The 17,995-nt window shown below is 49.4% G+C and carries 17 protein-coding genes and 1 tRNA gene; 6 read left to right on the top strand and 12 right to left on the bottom strand.

Going from position 1 to position 17,995, the window contains the following annotated elements:
* Window positions 1–52: 52 nt before the first annotated feature.
* Window positions 53–940: a LysR family transcriptional regulator gene (locus tag AC50Y3_RS02050; protein WP_494817104.1), complete on the top strand. Its 888-nt coding sequence runs from the start codon at window positions 53–55 to the stop codon at window positions 938–940.
* 46 nt (window positions 941–986) lie between these two features.
* On the opposite strand, the gene AC50Y3_RS02045 is transcribed toward AC50Y3_RS02050, so the two are convergent.
* Together AC50Y3_RS02045 and AC50Y3_RS02040 are read right to left on the bottom strand one after the other, a co-directional pair.
* Window positions 987–1,406: a DUF1284 domain-containing protein gene (locus AC50Y3_RS02045; protein ID WP_494817103.1), complete on the bottom strand. Its 420-nt coding sequence runs from the start codon at window positions 1,404–1,406 to the stop codon at window positions 987–989.
* Between the two features lie 21 nt (window positions 1,407–1,427).
* Complete coding sequence (locus AC50Y3_RS02040) at window positions 1,428–2,159, bottom strand: GNAT family N-acetyltransferase (RefSeq protein WP_494817771.1); 732 nt, start codon at window positions 2,157–2,159, stop codon at window positions 1,428–1,430.
* A 148-nt stretch (window positions 2,160–2,307) separates the two neighbouring features.
* Between AC50Y3_RS02040 and AC50Y3_RS02035 the strand changes: the two genes are divergently transcribed.
* The 4 genes from AC50Y3_RS02035 to AC50Y3_RS02020 all read left to right on the top strand — a co-directional run bounded on the left by AC50Y3_RS02035 (window position 2,308) and on the right by AC50Y3_RS02020 (window position 7,153).
* Window positions 2,308–3,093 (top strand): hypothetical protein, encoded by a 786-nt coding sequence (locus AC50Y3_RS02035; RefSeq protein WP_494817102.1) that lies wholly within the window; start codon window positions 2,308–2,310, stop codon window positions 3,091–3,093.
* Window positions 3,094–3,304: 211 nt separating this feature from the next.
* Window positions 3,305–5,149, top strand: coding sequence for a DEAD/DEAH box helicase (locus AC50Y3_RS02030; protein WP_494817101.1), 1,845 nt, complete (start codon window positions 3,305–3,307; stop codon window positions 5,147–5,149).
* Window positions 5,146–6,084: a YqhG family protein gene (locus AC50Y3_RS02025; RefSeq protein WP_494817100.1), complete on the top strand. Its 939-nt coding sequence runs from the start codon at window positions 5,146–5,148 to the stop codon at window positions 6,082–6,084. The genes AC50Y3_RS02030 and AC50Y3_RS02025 overlap by 4 nt, the downstream gene beginning before the upstream one ends.
* Window positions 6,085–6,226: 142 nt before the next feature.
* Complete coding sequence (locus AC50Y3_RS02020) at window positions 6,227–7,153, top strand: hypothetical protein (protein ID WP_494817099.1); 927 nt, start codon at window positions 6,227–6,229, stop codon at window positions 7,151–7,153.
* Between the two features lie 13 nt (window positions 7,154–7,166).
* Here AC50Y3_RS02020 and AC50Y3_RS02015 read toward each other — a convergent pair whose 3' ends face one another.
* The gene (locus AC50Y3_RS02015; protein WP_494817098.1) at window positions 7,167–7,370 is read right to left on the bottom strand and encodes a YqzE family protein; all 204 of its coding nucleotides are present in this window, start codon (window positions 7,368–7,370) and stop codon (window positions 7,167–7,169) included.
* A 134-nt stretch (window positions 7,371–7,504) separates the two neighbouring features.
* Here AC50Y3_RS02015 and AC50Y3_RS02010 point away from each other — a divergent pair, with 134 nt between their 5' ends.
* Window positions 7,505–8,263: an N-acetylmuramoyl-L-alanine amidase family protein gene (locus AC50Y3_RS02010; RefSeq protein ID WP_494817097.1), complete on the top strand. Its 759-nt coding sequence runs from the start codon at window positions 7,505–7,507 to the stop codon at window positions 8,261–8,263.
* On the opposite strand, the gene AC50Y3_RS02005 is transcribed toward AC50Y3_RS02010, so the two are convergent.
* The 9 genes from AC50Y3_RS02005 to AC50Y3_RS01965 all read right to left on the bottom strand — a co-directional run bounded on the left by AC50Y3_RS02005 (window position 8,231) and on the right by AC50Y3_RS01965 (window position 17,993).
* Window positions 8,231–9,049 (bottom strand): divergent polysaccharide deacetylase family protein, encoded by an 819-nt coding sequence (locus AC50Y3_RS02005; RefSeq protein ID WP_494817096.1) that lies wholly within the window; start codon window positions 9,047–9,049, stop codon window positions 8,231–8,233. The two genes, AC50Y3_RS02010 and AC50Y3_RS02005, sit on opposite strands and share 33 nt — an antisense overlap.
* Window positions 9,050–9,182: 133 nt before the next feature.
* Entirely contained in the window at window positions 9,183–9,596 is a 414-nt protein-coding gene (locus AC50Y3_RS02000) for an exosporium protein C (protein ID WP_494817095.1), read from the bottom strand.
* Between the two features lie 190 nt (window positions 9,597–9,786).
* Window positions 9,787–9,873: transfer RNA gene (locus AC50Y3_RS01995), tRNA-Leu, on the bottom strand.
* A gap of 94 nt (window positions 9,874–9,967) precedes the next feature.
* Complete coding sequence (locus tag AC50Y3_RS01990) at window positions 9,968–11,026, bottom strand: glycoside hydrolase family 18 protein (RefSeq protein WP_494817094.1); 1,059 nt, start codon at window positions 11,024–11,026, stop codon at window positions 9,968–9,970.
* A gap of 15 nt (window positions 11,027–11,041) precedes the next feature.
* Complete coding sequence (locus tag AC50Y3_RS01985; RefSeq protein ID WP_494817093.1) at window positions 11,042–13,660, bottom strand: transglutaminase domain-containing protein; 2,619 nt, start codon at window positions 13,658–13,660, stop codon at window positions 11,042–11,044.
* A 6-nt stretch (window positions 13,661–13,666) separates the two neighbouring features.
* Window positions 13,667–14,692 carry a carbohydrate-binding family 9-like protein gene (locus AC50Y3_RS01980; protein WP_494817092.1) on the bottom strand — a complete coding sequence of 342 codons (1,026 nt, stop codon included), beginning with the start codon at window positions 14,690–14,692 and terminating at the stop codon, window positions 13,667–13,669.
* 204 nt (window positions 14,693–14,896) lie between these two features.
* Window positions 14,897–16,036 carry a GntR family transcriptional regulator gene (locus AC50Y3_RS01975; protein WP_494817091.1) on the bottom strand — a complete coding sequence of 380 codons (1,140 nt, stop codon included), beginning with the start codon at window positions 16,034–16,036 and terminating at the stop codon, window positions 14,897–14,899.
* A 90-nt stretch (window positions 16,037–16,126) separates the two neighbouring features.
* Complete coding sequence (locus AC50Y3_RS01970; protein ID WP_494817090.1) at window positions 16,127–17,077, bottom strand: carbohydrate ABC transporter permease; 951 nt, start codon at window positions 17,075–17,077, stop codon at window positions 16,127–16,129.
* A 16-nt stretch (window positions 17,078–17,093) separates the two neighbouring features.
* Entirely contained in the window at window positions 17,094–17,993 is a 900-nt protein-coding gene (locus AC50Y3_RS01965) for a carbohydrate ABC transporter permease (protein ID WP_494817089.1), read from the bottom strand.
* Window positions 17,994–17,995: the final 2 nt, after the last annotated feature.

Here is a 17,995-nt window from a genome sequence, read left to right as displayed (position 1 = left end):
CTACTCGCATCAAAATAATTGATATTACTAATATCAGATATTAGGTGAACTAATGACTATTAATTCAGAATGGTATCGAAGCTTCTATTGGACAGCCAAGACAGGCAGTCTATCGCGCGCGGCTGAGAAGCTGCATATTACGCAGCCTGCGGTCAGTCATATCTTAAAGCAGCTGGAAGGCGCACTCGGCGGACAGCTCTTCTTTCGTTCAGCGAAAGGCGTTATCCTGACAGCAGAGGGCGAGGTGTTATTCCGTTATATCGAGCAGGCATTCAGCTTCATCGAATCCGGCGAGAAGCGGATCGCGGAGATGCACGACCTAGAGAGCGGAGAAATCCGAATCGGGGCGAGTGATACGTTATGCAAGCATTACCTGATGCCTTACTTAGAGAAATTTCATCAACATTTCCCGCAAGTACGCATCCATGTCACCAATCGGACTACGCCGGAAACGATTGACCTGCTGACTGAGGGCAAGATCGACTTCGGTATTATTAATCTGCCTGCAGGCAATGCCAAAATCGATATAAAGCGCAGTCTCTCCCAGCAGGATTGTTTGGTAGGCGGCAAGAAGTACGCCGACATAACAGGTTTGTCTCCGCTAGATGTGCAAGAGCTGCATCGGTATCCCTTGTTAATGCTAGAATCCGGAGGAAGTACAAGACGCCACCTCAACGACTGGGCTGCCGCGCAAGGTATCCAGCTTCACCCGGAGCTTGAGCTTGGCAGTATTGATCTGCTTCTGCAATTCGCCATCCGAGGATTCGGACTTGCTTTCGTTATTCGCAACTATATTGAGGAAGAATTGGCCTCCGGCGAGCTCATTGAAATCCCTCTCCACCCGCCATTGCCTGAGCGCTTTATCGGCATCGCTACTTTGCGAGGCGTCCCGCTTTCGGCTGCCTCCAATCGCTTCCTCTCGATGCTGCCGTTAACATAAAAAAATCCACCTAACGGTTTGTTTAGAACAGACCGTATAGGTGGATTTACGGAAGCGGCGGAAGCCACTCCCCTTGTTTAATTAATCGAACACCTGCTTCGCAAACACCGTAGCTTCGCCACTGGCAGGTATAACACAGCGTATTGATATCTTCGGGTACAACGTTCGTCCTTACCCGCTCAATAACGTCTGACCAGAGCAGCTCCATCCCATAGTCAAACCCGAGCTTCTGCAAGATGCGCTCGTCATGGTTCGCAACGGAGACATTATGACAATGCGGCTCCGCATCTGATGGAAAACATGCGCAAAGATCGTCGGGACCTTTAACAATGGTAATTCGAGAAGCCGGTTCATCCCGCAGCTTGTTGTACACTATCGTCATATTCGCTGAGAAGTCCGCCGAATACCCCATCCCCCGAAAACCTAATAAACACAATAAATGATGCCCTCGCAATTGAATCGTCATCTTATCCCACCTTAACACGGCTTACCGCTTCTTAACTCGATACCAATACGGATAACTCTCTTGATAATTCAACTTCCGGTACAGCCGGTTCGCGGACGCATTGCTCTGGACGACAAGCAAATAGCCTTTCGCTGCCCTATTCTCTCTCGCCCAATGAAGCATATGCCGGATCAGCTGCTCCCCATACCCCCGATTGCGCTGCGCTTCCGCCGTTACGATATCGTACAAACCTATGTAACCTCGTTCGATTACGCCTAGTCCGCATGCGACCTGCTCTTTGTTTACTTCTAATGCGAAATAACCTTGCTTCTGTTTCGAGCTTGTAATAATTTGAGCCGCGAGTTGTTTATCCGTGTCTGTGATCCTATTCATTTCGCACATCGTAGCAAGCCACGTCTCGCTCATCGCGTCTTCTCTCTTAATTCCATGCAGCTCCGGTGCCGGCACGTTATCTAAGCTTTCTATTATCATAACACGGGATGGGTCTGCGATGGCATACCCGCGCTGTGCCAGAATTTGATCGAAGTCCGGAGGAACGAAAGGTGTTATTTTGAAAATCGTATCCTGACCGGCTTCGTTATACAACGCTTCGCATGCTGCAATTCGCTCTTCTAATTGGTAATCGTCGCCAGAGTTAAGCACTGAAACGGAATTGGATCGTTTCGTATAACCTCCTGCAAACCGAAGCAACCACCCGTCATATACAACCGTCTGCAAGGACGGCCATGCATTGAGCGTTAGTTCTTCTATCATTTTGTTCAATGGTATGGTCTCACTCCCCTTAAGAAATTAAGTATAAATATACAATTATAGGTTTAATTATTCAATACTTCTTTACTTCATCCCGCACTGAAAAAATGTTAAAATGAGACAAGCATCCACTTTGAAAGGCGGAGAAAAAATGGCACAACTGATCGCACCCCCTACATATACTCCCTTCGAGAAAGAAGAAGAGCAAATACAGAAATTGAAAGAATGGGGCCTGCTCTCCGAGAAAGCTTCCAAATCGAAAACGTTTCTCTACAAAAATAACGGTGTTCATACCGTCTGCTCCATTGTTGGCTTTGTCGACAAAATGACTGCCGTCCTTGAACTCGATGACAAACAGCACTGCATTCATCCTTCCTACTTGAAGGAGATGCAAACGGCAAGCTTCGGTCAGAGACAAACGACAGCAATCGAAGATGAAACCGTTTATTCGGATGATGCCTCAGAAGCAGCCGCGGTTACCGCTCAAGCAGTTGAAGCTGATCTGGAAGATATAACCGAGGCTGCAACTGTTACCGTAGCAGCCGCTTCAGCCATTGAAGAGCCTACAACCGAAACCAAGGCAGCGAAGTCTGAGGAGAAACCCGCGAAGAAACCGAAGAAAGAGAAAGCGCCGAAGCTTGAGCTTCCTGAAGAGAAGGTGAAAATGCGAGCAACGCTTAAAGAGTTCACGACCGTTCCGAACAATTTCTCCGATACGGATGACGAAGTTATCATTTACGAGGAAGTGTCTATTGCAGAGCCTGCTCTTGAACTGGGCGCCGCCTGGTCCAGCCATAGCAACACGCTGAAGAAACTAGAGCTTGCCGTTGGGGACACGATTACTTTCGAATGCAAAATCGTCGCCAAGAAACTGACGAAACATCCCGTCGCCTACAAGATTAACAATCCCGGCAAAATTCAAAAGGAAGAATCCTAGTCCGCGATTCTTCCTCAAAATCTTTAGAGAAGCCGTGGCTCATGGCTTCTCTTTTTTATGTTGTACAGAAAATTCGACCTTTTTCAAGCTTTATCTTATGAAATTGCTGCTGCAAGGAAATACTACTTCCTACGAAGGATATCCATTTGCCATTTGCAAGTCCGTAAGTCGATGCTTTCCGATCGGTCAGAGAAAGGAGCTCCTCCAACCTATGCAATCGAACTATGATCCCGTAAACGGAGAAAATCTTTCAGGCCCCGCTTCAAGCCCGGGCTCAGCTTCTGCTGTTAAACGCAAGCTGCACCCGAGCGTAGATTTGCAATTTGATCGCACATGGCTGCATCAATTGCAAGAACGCGTCGACCGCAACGGTCCTTGGGACGAGTGGACGATGTACCAATTGGCTATTGAAGCCGAACAGTCGAAGCTGGTTGAGAGCTTCGATGATTTGCAATGCCTGCGCAGCCTCCCTTCTTTCGAACCGATGCCGCATCAAATCAGCACGGCTCGCAAGGTGCTGCATGAAATGAGCGGCAGAGCCATTCTTGCCGATGAGGTCGGACTTGGCAAAACAATCGAAGCCGGCCTAGTGCTGAAGGAATATATGGTGCGCGGACTTGTGAAGCGCGCGCTCGTGCTCGTTCCCGCTTCCCTTGTGCTGCAATGGGTACGGGAGCTGAACAGCAAATTCGGCATATCTGCAGTTGCGCAGAAGAAGGACCACTCTTGGGCCTATGACGTTGTCGTAGCTTCAATGGATACTGCGAAACGCGAACCGCATCGCGAGAAGCTGCTTGGACAAGACTACGATATGATCATCATCGACGAAGCGCATAAGTTGAAGAATAAGAAGACAACCAACTATCAATTCGTGAATTTGCTTCGCAAGAAATATTGTCTCCTGCTTACTGCGACACCGGTTCAGAACGATTTGGACGAGCTGTATAACTTAATTACGCTGCTCAAACCGGGACAATTAGGCGGACAGAGCGAATTTGCCGCGAACTTCGTCGTGGACAAGCGTCTACCGAAGAACGAAGAGCAGCTGCACGAAGCGCTATCCTCCGTCATGATCCGGAATCGTCGCGGCGACGGCGGCATTCAATTCACGAAACGAATCGTGAAGAATATACCGCTCTCGCTCTCTACAGAGGAGCAGGCTCTATATGATGCCGTCACCAAATTTGTTCGGGATCGGGTCGATGAGAGCCAAGGCCAAGGCGATTGGTCGAGCCTCCTTTCCCTTGTCACGTTGCAAAGAGAAGTTTGCAGCAGCCGTGATGCCGTATTCTTAACGCTCGTCAACATGTTCAAGAAGACGGCGGAAGATTCTCCGCTCCGCGCGAAAATTTGGGAGCTGGTTGAAGTTATTCGCGGCATTAAGGCGAATACGAAAGCGGAGAAAACGATGGAGCTTGTTCGTGAAATGAACGATAAAGTGATCATTTTCACGGAGTATCGGGCTACGCAGGAATATCTGCTCCAATATTTCCGCTCTAACAATATGGTTGCCGTCCCCTACCGGGGCGGGATGAACCGCGGCAAGAAGGATTGGATGATGGATCTGTTCCGCGGACGTGCGCAGGTGCTTATTGCAACTGAGGCCGGCGGTGAAGGAATCAATCTGCAGTTCTGCCATCACATGATCAATTTCGATTTGCCTTGGAACCCTATGCGGGTCGAACAGCGGATTGGGCGTGTCCATCGACTGGGGCAAACGAGCGACGTACGCATCTATAATCTTTGCACGATCGGCACAATCGAAGAGCATATCGTCAGTCTGCTGCATGAGAAAATCAATCTGTTCGAGCTCGTTATCGGGGAGCTGGATCATATTCTTGAGCGGTTTGAGAAAAGCGAAACGCTGGAACAGCGGCTTGCCCGCCTGATGCTGGAATCCGCTGGCAATCAGGATCAGCTTCGCAAACAGATCGACGAGCTTGGCAATTCACTCAGCCGCATTCGGGACGAGGTTGAATTGGAGGAGCCGATTGATATGGGCGCCATTAACGCGGTTATGAACGCCGTGGGACAGACAATTGAGGTGAGACCATGAATGAACGTCAAATACACAAGTTTGTTCAGCGCTATCTAGAGACGACCAACTGCCAGATTGTCGAGAAATCGCCGGCCCATTTTCAAGTTAAGCTATCGCCGCGGGCCGATCGCGATCTAACGAATCGTCCTTACTATTGGAGCTTCGTCGATCGAACGGGAGCCGATCCGGAAACGATGTCCATGCTGCTCGTGACCGACAAGCAGAAATATGAGCAGGCGCAGGCAGCAGCCCCGCCTGCCCCTGCCCCTAATGCGGCGAACACAGCGGCAGATGCTGCTTTAAGCCGCTCCTTCGGCCATATTCACGGCACGTTGAATACGAATGTACGCGTACCTCGCGAGGATTTGTATTATGGCTCACGCCGATTGAATCAGCTGTTCGAGTCTGCCCGCAGCGGCGGCAGCTACCTGTGTTTGTTTCAAGAACCGGAGAAACGAAGCGCTCACCCGCTTCACTCCACTGCTTACAGCGCTTGGCTTGGGGTTAATATGAAAGTAGAGTTCGCATGCGACATGAAACGCGAAGAAATCCATTCGTTCGGCGTTTCGCTGGCAACAGGGCAATGTATCGAGCAATTCCACGATCGGCTCATGACGCATCGGATGACTCCGAAGCTGCCGCCTAATGTGCATACCGCCAAAAACGCCCTCTCCCTTAATAAGGCGGCTACGATTGCCGAGCAAACGCTGGAACGCAAGCTTCGCACCTATGATTACTCTTGGGCACAGGCAGCAGCTGAACGTTTGGCCGATGAGCTGTCGACCATCAATCATTATTATGAACCACTTCTGGCCTCGGCCGAAGAAGAGAATAAGCAGCTCATTACCGAACAGTTCGAGCGCAGACAAGAAGAAATCCGCTGGCAATATGAGCCTCGCGTCACGGCTTCTGCCATTAACTGCGGTATTTTCTATCTCCAAGGCATTGGCTAACAAGATCTCTCTTTATCCGGCAAAAATAGAACGGAGCTTGTCCCAATCCCTTGACACGTTCCTACATCCTTTTCAACTGAAGGTAAGGTACAATGACGGTGAAACGGCTTTCCCATTCTACAGGAAGCAGCAGGTGATGCAGATGATGCACATAAGGCTAATATCGATTTTTGTCTTAGCAGCCGCGTTCCTCTTGACGAGCACACAGGTCTCAGCAGCCGCACTTTCTTTCAAAATAGCCCCGAGCGAGCAGCATGCGATTAAGCTCCAGCAGCAAGTTCAATTCTGGGCGAATGCCTTGTCGGCTCAGCCTCAATTCCAATCCTGGAAGAAAGCGACCGCTACCATCATCCCCCTCGGACCGGGAACTCATGGGTGGCTGGTCACGTTTCGACTCGATCGTCTGCCCGTTGGTTATATGATTGTCCACGCAACCGCTGAAGGCGGGTTCATCCTTGGCGAGTACGGCGCCGGCGAACATCCCGCTTTCGACGCTAATACCTTGTACAGCTCCATGGTGCGACAAGGATTGTTCACCACCTTCGCGGAAGCCATAAAAAAACCGCTCCATTTGGAACGGCTTTACGTATCACCTGTACTTGCAGTTTGGAAGTATGTGGCGGCCAATCAGGAAACGTATTATTTGGATGCCTGGACAGGAGAAGCCTTGCCGATTACCGACCAGCTATGGCAAGAGCAACTCAAGACAATAGCTTCAATGGACGCGGACAAGCCTGCATTAAGCGGTGCAACGAAGACGACGCCAAGTCCCCTTACGAAACTGTCTGCCGCGAAAGCCAATGAAGGTTTCGATCCTTACGAGCGATTGCCTTGGCTGACCAAATCTCCTTTGTCCAAGGAGCAAATCAAACAATTGCCTGACTTGCTTAACCATCGGAATCAAATTCGCTTTACCGCTGAGCTGTTCCGTCAAACGGTGCTGTTCGTTTATCCGGCGATCGGGTACCATAACTGGGATAATCACAGCTTGTATGTCGCTTTTGATTCCGTAGGCACCCGCTATATCCCGATCGAGCTGCTTAATCAAGAAGGCCGCTTCTATAATTGACGGGGCTGAGTCGTTAGCCTTCTTCTCGAGGCTTAGAAGAACGGAACAGCTGCATCACACCTAATCCTCCCATGCCAAACCAACGTGTCAGCCAAGGCTCTCTGGATGCTTTGGCTATTTTGCGTCTTTCTTTCCGCGCTTCCTGCGGCCTGTCAATGATTTCGATCATTTTACCGGTCATGAATTTAATGTACTCTTCGGGTTTCTCAACAGCCATGTCCTTCATCTCCTTCAACAATTTCTAGTGTACCTACAGTGTCCCCGTTAATCATTTACTTCAAACATGAATGAGTTTCCTTGGTCTGTGCCACGCTAACGATAGCCATTATGGAATTGGAGGTATGGTACAGCATGCTGGAGTGCCGAACTAAACGAGTGCGGACTCGGTTGTTCCTGATGTTCTGTTCTGTTGTCATTTGCTCGTTTACATGGGGTTCGACTGATTTACTGGCAGCCTATCCGCTGGATGCGCCTGCGACTGATTCCCATCTGCAAACAGAAGCGCCGCCGAATTATCAACGCGCGCTTCCGAGCGCCGAAGTCCTTATTGATGTAGGCCACGGCGGAATTGATGGCGGCGCCCACCATGAGGATATTCTGGAAAAAGATATTAACTTAGCCGTAGCAAAGAAGCTGTATCTGCTTCTAAGCGCAAACGGCATTCGCGCCATTATGAATCGTGACGCCGACTATGCCTTAAGCGATGATAATCGTTGGAACCCATCACGTTCCCGGCATCGGCGCGATTTGTCGCAGCGCAGCCAATTAACGAAAGAAATTCAGACGAAGATTCTCGTCAGCATCCATGTCAATTGGGCACCGGACAAAACAGAGCACGGTCCGCTCGTTCTTCATCAAAACGAGGGAGAAAGTGCGCTGCTCGCGTTTTGCATCCAAGATGCATTAAATCGCAAGCACAATACGCACCAACTCCCCCGTGTAGGATCGCCGTTTTATTTGCTAAATGTCGTGAAACAGCCAGCCGTTATCGTCGAGCTGGGTTTTCTAAGCCACGAGGGCGACCGAAGTATGCTGCTGAACCCTCGCATGCAGCTTCAATTGGCTGAGGCGATTTCATCAGGAGTGCGGAATTATATCCTTCTCCGCTGAAGGCACCACCATCTCAGATAGCTTCACGAAGCTGGTCGTAGACTGCAGCCGCGGAATGGCATCCTTTAGCACCGCGGCTGTTAGTTTTCCGGGAGGTCCAACATGGCCGATTATGACGCAGCTGTCATTGCTCTCCAGATATTTACGAAGCACCCCAACCTGCTTGGAAATATGATTCGTCGTGTATACATCGTCTAAGAAAACTTGATTGGATAACAGCGGCACGCCGAGCTCGGCTGTCACCTTTGGGAGCACCGTCTTATAGGTTGTTCTGCTGTCCAAGAAGAACAACCCATGTTCCTTGACGACGGATAACACCGCACGCATGGCACGTTCATCCGCTGTTACTTTAGAGCCCATATGATTGTTCATTCCTACGGCATGCGGAACGTCGGCAATAGCTGCCTCTACCCGTTTGCGGATTTCAGCATCGCTCATGCTTGTCGTGATCGCACCCGGCCCAAGCCATTCCGGCTTGCCTCGAACGGGTTCCATAGGCATATGGACGATCACGTCGTCGCCTCTTTTGAACGCGAGCTCTGCATCTTGTTTCGTTGTCGGCATGAATGGCATGACAGCAACGGTAAAACGTACAGGAAGCTCCATCATCTCCGGCGTGCCCGTCATTCCGTTGCCAAAATCATCGATGACAATCGCTACCTGCCGATGACCTTTTAATTCTACTTTTTTCTCGTTTACCGGAGACGCCATTGCTGCACCGGTAGTTGGAGCCAGTAATAATGCAGCGGCTGTGATAATCCCCGCCAGCATAGTTTTATGTTGCATCCTTTTTATTTCTCCTTTTGTACATAAAGGTAGTTACCATACCTTCATTGTTTGTAAATAAAGGGAAATATATGTAAAAGAACCAAACAAGAAAGACGAGGCTGTCCTCGTCCTTCAAGCATGCTGAAATTTCTTAAACCGCGTAAACGGTTGCGCTAAGATTGATTGGGCCAACGACAGCAGCTTCGCTAGAAGCAGTAAGTTTCTCCACATACAGCGAATAACCGTGTGCACCAGTAGGCACGTTGATATCGATGACTTGAAGCGTGACAACGCCAAATTGTTCGTAGCCTGTTTCGAAGCCTTGCAGCGCGTAATAGATTTCTTGTGTGCCGCGGAATACACGGAACAGTACTTCTGCAACACCATCAGTTCCTGCTGCGCCAATTGTCGCAATCAGCTCAACACGATTATTATGGTGCTCAGGAGCGATGAAGATACCAAGCTCTGCTAGGATCGTTTTGGCAGGTGTTTGCGGAACCGGAATATGCACTTGGTTCGTAACGACTGCAGGTACACTAACATTATAATCAATGATTTTCACCATGAATGATCAACTCCTTTCCTACCAGATAGGTTATTCTATGAAAATCATTTTGCTTTGGTGTGGACGAGTTGTGTTTCATCCATTATGTGAACTAAAAAACTGCCGGGTTCATTGTGAACCGGCAGTTTTACTTTGTTTTGTTATAAAAAAAAAATAAACCCCAGAATCATCTGGGGTAAGTTTGAAAGTATGGTGCGGTCGAGAGGACTCGAACCTCCACGGCTGTTACACCACTAGAACCTGAATCTAGCGCGTCTGCCAATTCCGCCACGACCGCATCTGGCAGTTCCTGATTCAATCTATTGTTTGAAGCAGTAAAAATACTTTACCATGAATAGAATAGCAGTGTCAAACATGAATATGAAACCGCATTATTTTGTAACCGTTCTGGCTTTACCCAATCCCTTGTCGATCGCATCCAACAATCGGAAAGTTGTATCGCAGCAGTACTCCCAGAACATGACCCCGCCCAGTCCTTCATTCTTAACAAACTCACATTTGTGATGAAGCGATTCCTCATCCTCATACGAGATAAACTGATTGCCATTGTATAGGAATGGCGCTTTCGCTTCATCGTCCCAGAATCGTGTATAACCATTCTTCTCGATATAATCGTTAGCCAAACGGGTGAAATCAGGCCCGTAGCCACCCGCTCCAGCAGTCATCTGAAGGAAGCCGTTATTGACGTTCGGAACATCCTTCCACATCCGCGAGTAGAAGGCCGCGCCGATAACGATCTTCTCGCGAGGCACACCTGCTGCAATAAACATTCGAACAGAAGCCTCCACGCTAATGCGGAACAAATCACCTGTTGAGGCAAACAGATTCGTGTGGTGACCGGTCAATGTCTGAAAACCGCCGCGCATGTCGTAGGTCATCAATTGCACGTAATCCAAGTAGCGCTGAACCTGATCCATCTCGGTCCCGTCTATGTAGTATTGGTCCGCTCCCGCCGCGATGGTCAGCAAATAATGTCGGTTGTTTCGTGCGCCAAGTTGATCTAATGCCTCTCTGAGTTCTTTCAAAAGTAACGTGAAATTGCTTTTGTCGGCCGGGCTCGAGGCGATCCCCGCTACGCCGTAACACGGATATTCCCAATCCAAATCAATGCCATCGATCGCATAGCTGTCCAGAATGGCTACAGCTGTTTCAGCCATCCGTTTCCTGCCCTCCGGCGTAGAAGCAGCTTCGGAGAACCCGCCTGCACTCCATCCACCAACGGACAACAAAATCGTTAATTTAGGATTATAGGACTTGATCGTTTGCAGACTGGCTAAATGCTTCAAATGGCCAATGGAGATTTCATCGTTGACTACATGGCCGAAAGCAATATTAATATGAGTCAGCTTCAATGCATTTTCTTTGGTTAGTTTCGGAAGCCATGAATCGCCGACATAACCAACCGAATAATAGTTGGATGTTGATGTCATAATTAGTTTTCCTCCTTATTTCTCATCTGTTAGACGTGTCCCTATTTGAAGTACTTCTCTACCGATCCCCAGCTTATAGCCTGCGGTTACATATCGAATGCCGCCTTCTTTATCTACGACCACTACGAATGGAAGGGACGCCGCATCCGACCCAAGAAGCTTTCCGCTTGCCTGGTGGATGACGAAATCACGATCGTGAACGAACGAGAAATCAACCGGATATCCTTCATAGGAAGCAGGTTCAAAAGATGCCGTCCGGCCTTCCTCACCGTCAGCCATGATAATAGGCATGCCAAGTGCATCATAAGCACCTACAAGCTCTTTAATTTCTCGGAGCAAATGCTTGGAAGGCTCGCGCTCCGGCTCGATCCATGCCAACACTGCGCTTCTGCCCTGTGTCAATTCGCTCAGTGTTGCTGATGTTCCATCCTGGCGAGTAAATCGCCAAGTCGGGTCAGCCTCCCCAATGACCGGCACTTCACTACTCGGATACCGGAACGACAAAGGCAGTTCCCCACGCGCACCTTCCAGTACTGTAAAATAAGTAAAGCGAACGAGCACGGAACCGTCCTTCTGCCTCGTACCAGCCGTCATCCGATAGCGGCCCACTTCTAGCTCAAAGGGCTGATCGTACACATTGGTTTGACCATGTGGATAAAATAACGATTGATACATGCCATTCTCCAGTCTGGCAAAAGAGAAGTTCCGGAAATAGGCTGCCTCTTCCGCATCAGCCGGAGCTTCCGGATCACGCTTCAGCAGCACTTCCCCGATCACCGCAGTCGGAGTAAGAGTGCTTACTTGTTCGAAACGAGCATCATGCCAGCTATCATTCAGCCAGTACTGCGGCTTACGCTCACTGGGATGAAGCCTCGCAGGAATACCGATGCTCCGGCAAAGCGCCACGTACAGAATGTCACGTGAGATACGGTCGCCTTTCAGAAGGCGATAGCTGCCGGAAGGCATCGCAGACCCTTGATAGTACGTCATATCCTCGACAACTTCAAACTTCAGAAGCAGATGACGGACAAGCTTAGTTGGGTCCAGCTGATAGTCCGCGATCTCTTCTGCAAGCAATATTTCTTGAAAAAATTGTTTATAAGGGCCAATCATTTCGAACAAAACACGCGGACACAGTACATAACGCGAGAACATGTCTTCTTCAAATAAGTCCGCATAAGGCAGCGACCCTTTCAAATGATCGAGCAACGCAGGGCGGAACGTATCGGTCAAATCTTTATCGTTTAAGCTCTCAAGCAAGCGCAGCGGCCATTCTCCATATGTTGCTGTCTGCTCCTGCAGAAAAGCTGCGATTTCATGACTGTTCCCGCGCGCCTTGCGAAGAACAGGCCATACTCGCTCTGCCGGAAGACCAAGCTCATCAGCAATCTCACCCGCGCGTGCCTCACTAACAAACGTATCCTCGAAGCTTTTGCGAATGGCTGCCCCTTGCTGCAGTCGGTTGCGATGTTGCTGAAGCGCCTCTTCCGATACAGCTGACGCTTCATCGGCAGGCAGCTCCGGCGGAGGAACCATATCGAACTCGACGATGCCATCTTGCTGCTCTTGAGTACTAATCGTAAGGATAAACGAGTCCTGCTTAGATACGGATAGTTTACTTTCGCCCCACATAGATCCGTCTACGGCGCGAACTAGCAAATCTCCATAGCCTGTAGTAAGCGATACTTCACCATTAGCATCTGTCGTTAATTTGGCGATCGGTGTAAATTCCGCGAAATTATAAACTTGAAACGACACGGCAGCACCTGATACCGGACGACTATCCATGTCTTGAATTCTTACTACTATGTTGCGACTTGGTGCATACCCATCCAGCAAATTAATTTCCGTGTACCATTCGTGCGCGAGGGTTATCGATTCCGGCCCCGGATATTGCGAAGGTACGCGCGTGTTAATAAGCATCGCTCTTCGCGCCGGCGCGCTGAACCATCCTTCATTGAGCCGCGGCTCAGGCTCGCATGCCCCGATAAAATGCCAGCTGCCTTCCGCCCACGCTTCCACCCAGGCATGGTTCGAGTCCGAATGTGCCCAGCGCGGCGTGTAGCACTGCCTCGCCGGAATACAGAGGCTGCGCAGCGCTGCAACAGCCAAAGTCGACTCTTCCCCGCATCGTCCGAGCGTTGTACGAATCAGCGTCAGCGGCGAGACCGTTCGCGGATCATTGCCGATGTATGTTGCTTTCTCGTAGCACCAATGATTCGTTTCCAAGATCGCATCTTCCATGGACAGCTGCTTCACGCGATTGAAGAGCTCCTCGAACATAATGCCCCGGCTATCCTCGATATTCTCGTTGTTGACGCGATAGGGCAGCACAAAATGAAGGAACAAATGATCCGGCACTCGATTGCCCCAAGGCATCCGACGACGAATCTCCAACGTCTTACGAACGTGGCTCAGAAACAAGCTGCCATCGTAATCAGCCAGGTCGTTCAGTGGCATATAGGCGTAGAGAAACTTAAGTGCCATATGCTCTTCTGCGCTCAAATCTTCCTCAAATACACGGAACAGCTCTCTCTTCCTCGCACTGGCAAGCTGCTGCTTCTCCTCGAACTTGCGCTCGATCGTCGTGCGTGTTTCTTCATCTAATGAAAACCTTGCAGATGTTAAGGACATGCCGCCTCACTCCCTCCATAGCTTCCCATCTTCTCGAATATAGAACGTTGAGCTGCCATCCATGGAAGGCGCCGATAGTTGAAATAGCCGTGAAGTCCATTCCATATGAGGCTGGATCATCCACGTGTCTTCCCCCATAAGCAAGGCCAGATCCCCGCTAAACACACCGAATTCCGCAAAATGATTGCGCTGACGATAATACAGCTTGCGCAGCTGCCACTTGATCGTTTCATCCTGCGGCAGCGTGAAGCTATCGGTGCTCTCTTCACCGGCAAATACTACATATCCCCATAGTTCCGGGTAATGCATATTGACGATTCCCATCGGCGACCAGACCCAGTTGTCTTCCGGGTATGACTTGCCGGTAGCCGGATTGATTACTTTCTCATAGCGTCCATCTTTCACTTCGGCCTGCCATTCCACACGGGAGAAATTAACGCGCCAGAATTGTCCCGGTGTCGGGCGACGCCCCTCAGCAGCACATTCCAGTAAGCTCTTCCAAGGCATGGCCACTTCAACGCTCCAGGAGCGATTAGCAGCGAGTGGATTGTTGAGCTCTCCATCGATGTGAACCGCTGTCTTCAGCCCCGCAATGTCCCATGCATTAACGGCCGGCCCGCCGTCACGGTACGGCTTCACTAGCAGCAAATCCCATACGGTATTCAGGGCATTGATTTCAAATTCGTAGTATTGGTGCGAATCACCGTCAGGATCAATGAAAATTTCAAAATCATTATCGTAGAAAATAACGGAGTCCCGTTCCGTCAATGTGGCCCAAATTTGATCTTCCACCAATTCGGCGCCGAAATAGAAGTATTCGTCGTCCCATAACATTTTGACTCGCGTCCGTTTGCTTGGCCTCGGTCTTAAATCGCCTTCGATATCAACGAACTCAGCCGTCCATGGTGCATCTGCCCAAAAGGGTTTATCCAACCTGCCATCCAATACAAGGGGTTCAGTCGCTCTGCGGCACATGTAATGCTCCGGTGCATACTTCTTGATGTGTGGTTCCGGTACTCCGCTGAAATTCATTGATCCAGCCTCCAGCCTCGAATTATGTTATATCTTCTTCGAACGCAGATTCCATTTTTCACAACTATTATACCGTTTTCACATAGAATATGTAAATATTAGATATAACAAATAACATTACTGCAAGATCAAGGTATATCTTAAACGCAAAAAAGCCTCCTTGCGAGCATTAGGCTCACTAGGAGGCGAATAGCAACCCGAGACTTAATCGTTCAGGTCAGGTCCGGGTCCAATCGACTGTCTTGAAATCCATTTCACTGGAATCACAGCGCGTTCGCGTTGGATGACATGGTTCTCTAATTGATCGATGATCATCATTGCAGCACGTTTTCCGATTTCCTCGTAATTCTGCTCGACGGTTGTAATCGGAATATCGCCTTGCTGCGACATATCGTTGTTATCGAAACCTACAATCGACAGTTCCTCCGGAATCTTGATCCCCAGATCGATAGCCGCTTTCATACAATCATAAGCGACCATGTCATGTTCGGTTTGAATCGCCGTCACGCGCAGCTTCATCAGTTTCCCTAACAAATCCTTGTAAAATTCCCGCCGAGTCGCCGGAGCACCCTCTGCTTCCCGTGGCAGGTCGCTGAAGATCAGTTCAATATCCACAGGAAGTCCGTGATCGCTTAGCGCTTTACTATAGCCGAAGAAGCGATCACGTACTGTACTTCGGTACTGAATGCCGATCGTAGATATGAAAGCAATACGTGAATGGCCCAGCTCAATGAGCGTAGATGCCGCTTGGTAACCGCCTTCATAATTATCCGAAACGGCGCTCCCCATTGTCAGCAGGCTGTAATATTGGTCGACGGTTACGATCGGATACTCGCTTAGATGAAGCGCATGGACAACATCCAAATTCTTCTGCGTGCTGACCGGGTACAAAATAATGCCCGATGTCCCTCTCTTAGGCAGCGAATGCAGCAGCTCGCGCTCTCGTTCACTGCTCCAATCGCTATTATGGATACTGAGGTAGTACCCCTTGGATTCTACGTATTTGGCCGCACCCTGCATATGCTCAAGCGTATTGTGAGCGGTAACAAAAGGAAGGATCATGGAAACGATTCGGCTGGAAGGAGAGGCCTCCCTCAATTCCAATTCAGGACGAACATCATCTTGTTTCTTAACGAAGCTGCCGCTGCCCCTTCTCCGATAGATCAGACCTTCTCTTTCGAGTTCTATCAATGCACGTTTGGATGTAATGCGGCTGACGCCGAACTGCTCCGCTAGCTCAAGTTCCGTCGGAAGCTGCTGACCGGTAACATATTCCCCTTGAGAGATGCGTTCGCGCAAAACTCCGAGTATTTTACTGTATAACGGCTTATTGTCGCTCAGCACAGAATTCACACCTCAGCCTAATTAGTTCTATTTTTTTCAGTATATCTATTATTGTCTTACTAATCCAACAGATTTTATACGGATTACGTGCTAGCCTGTAATCCCCGTCCGCTCTACACTTTCCACAAAGTACCGTTGTACAAACAGATACATGGCAATAAGCGGCGCGATCGTCAGGAGCACCCCTGTATTAAGCAGCATGGACGTATACACAGGGTCCGGTTCCTTAATGCCAACGCCCATATCCATCAGGCTCGTAGAGAGTACTTTCACCTGTTTCAGGAACAAGCTGACGTAATAACTGTCGTTCCATTGCCAGACGACGGAGAACAGAAGCACCGTGATAATGGCAGGAATGGCGTTAGGCAGCATGATGCGGGAGAATGTGCGAAGCACCCCTGCGCCGTCAACCAGTGCGGCCTCCTCGACTTCCTTCGGAATCCCTCTAAAGAACTGACGGAAAATATAAATATAGAGTCCGTTCTTCAGCCCCATTGCCGTACCGGCCGAAATAATAAACGGCCAGAACGTATCGATCAAATTCAGCCCTTTCTTGCCGGTAAACAAGTGAATGAGACCAAACAGATCAAAGTAACGATACGTCAGGTAAAGCGGAATCATGATCGTTTGCGGCGGCACAACAATCGTGAAGATGACGAGTGCAAACAGAATCTCGCTGCCCTTAAACTTCAGTCGCGCAAACGCGTAGGCGGCCAGTGTACAGGAAGCCATCTGGATGATCGTCGTACTCGACGTGATGTAAACCGTATGCAGCAAGGAAGTCAAGTAATGCGAGGACTCCATCGCGATTTTGAAATTATCGAGCGTAAAATGTCTGGGAATCCAGAGCACCGTCGGATCGTAGATATCGACCTTGCTGCGAAAGGCGATGGAGATTCGCAAGAATAGCGGAAACAAGATTACGAAACAAAATCCGAGAATGAGGATGGCTCTAATCAGTCTCCACGCGAAACCTTTCGTTTTCTCCACCGGGTTGTACCGTCTTACGAATAAATCGGCATAAGCTGTAGACGATTTCATAGACTCACCTCCCCATTTAGTCATAGTAGAACACTTTGCGTGAGATTAGGCCGACTGAAACGGCAAGAATCAGGCCGACGCATAGGAAGAACACCCACGACATCGCGGCGCTAAGACCGAAATCGAATACTTTGAAGGCCGTTTCCGAGATCAACAAGTTAATCTGGTTACTGCTGAACGTATCGGTGATCGAATAGACCATGTTCGTAAGAATGAGCGGCGTAACCATTGGAAACGTAATTTTCCAGAAGCTCTCGTACCCTGTCGCGCCTTCAATCTTGGAAGCCTCATACAAGGATGGCGAGATGGACTGCAAGCCTGCTAAGAAAATAAGAATTTGCACGCCGGACGAGCTGATAATCTCGTAAATCCGATCGACCGCACCTGTAATATAATTCACGATAACCGGCGATAACCCGGATTCGATCATCATTTTACTTAACTCGAAGCTCTGCAGGGCATTCGATTCCCCGTCTCCTCCATTGCCAGACGGAATTGCGCCACCGCCGACAAAGCTGCTGATATCCAGATTCGCAATGGCGCTCGAAGCCAGAATAACCGGCAAGAAGAAGATGGCTCTGGCGAATGGACGCCCGACAAACTTCTGATTGAGCAGCACCGCTGCAAACAAACTGAATATAAGAATGAGCGGGACGTTCACCACCATGTTGCCAAGCGATTCCGCCAAGGTCCGAGGGAAATCCGGATTGGATGTAAATAGGCTCGTATAATTATCGAAGCCCTCGTACGTAACCTTAAAGCCGCCTTCTACCATATCAAGCGAGCTTAAACTGTAACGAAACGATTGAATCAGCGGCAAAATGAACAGCAGGATCATCCCGAAAATGAGCGGCGATGCAAACAGAACTCCGAACCATGCATTTTTCTGTTTTAGTGTCATTGGTTTTTTAAACATCG

The organism is Paenibacillus sp. J22R98 (genome assembly GCF_059383835.1).
This window is presented reverse-complemented; position numbering and strand designations above follow the sequence as displayed.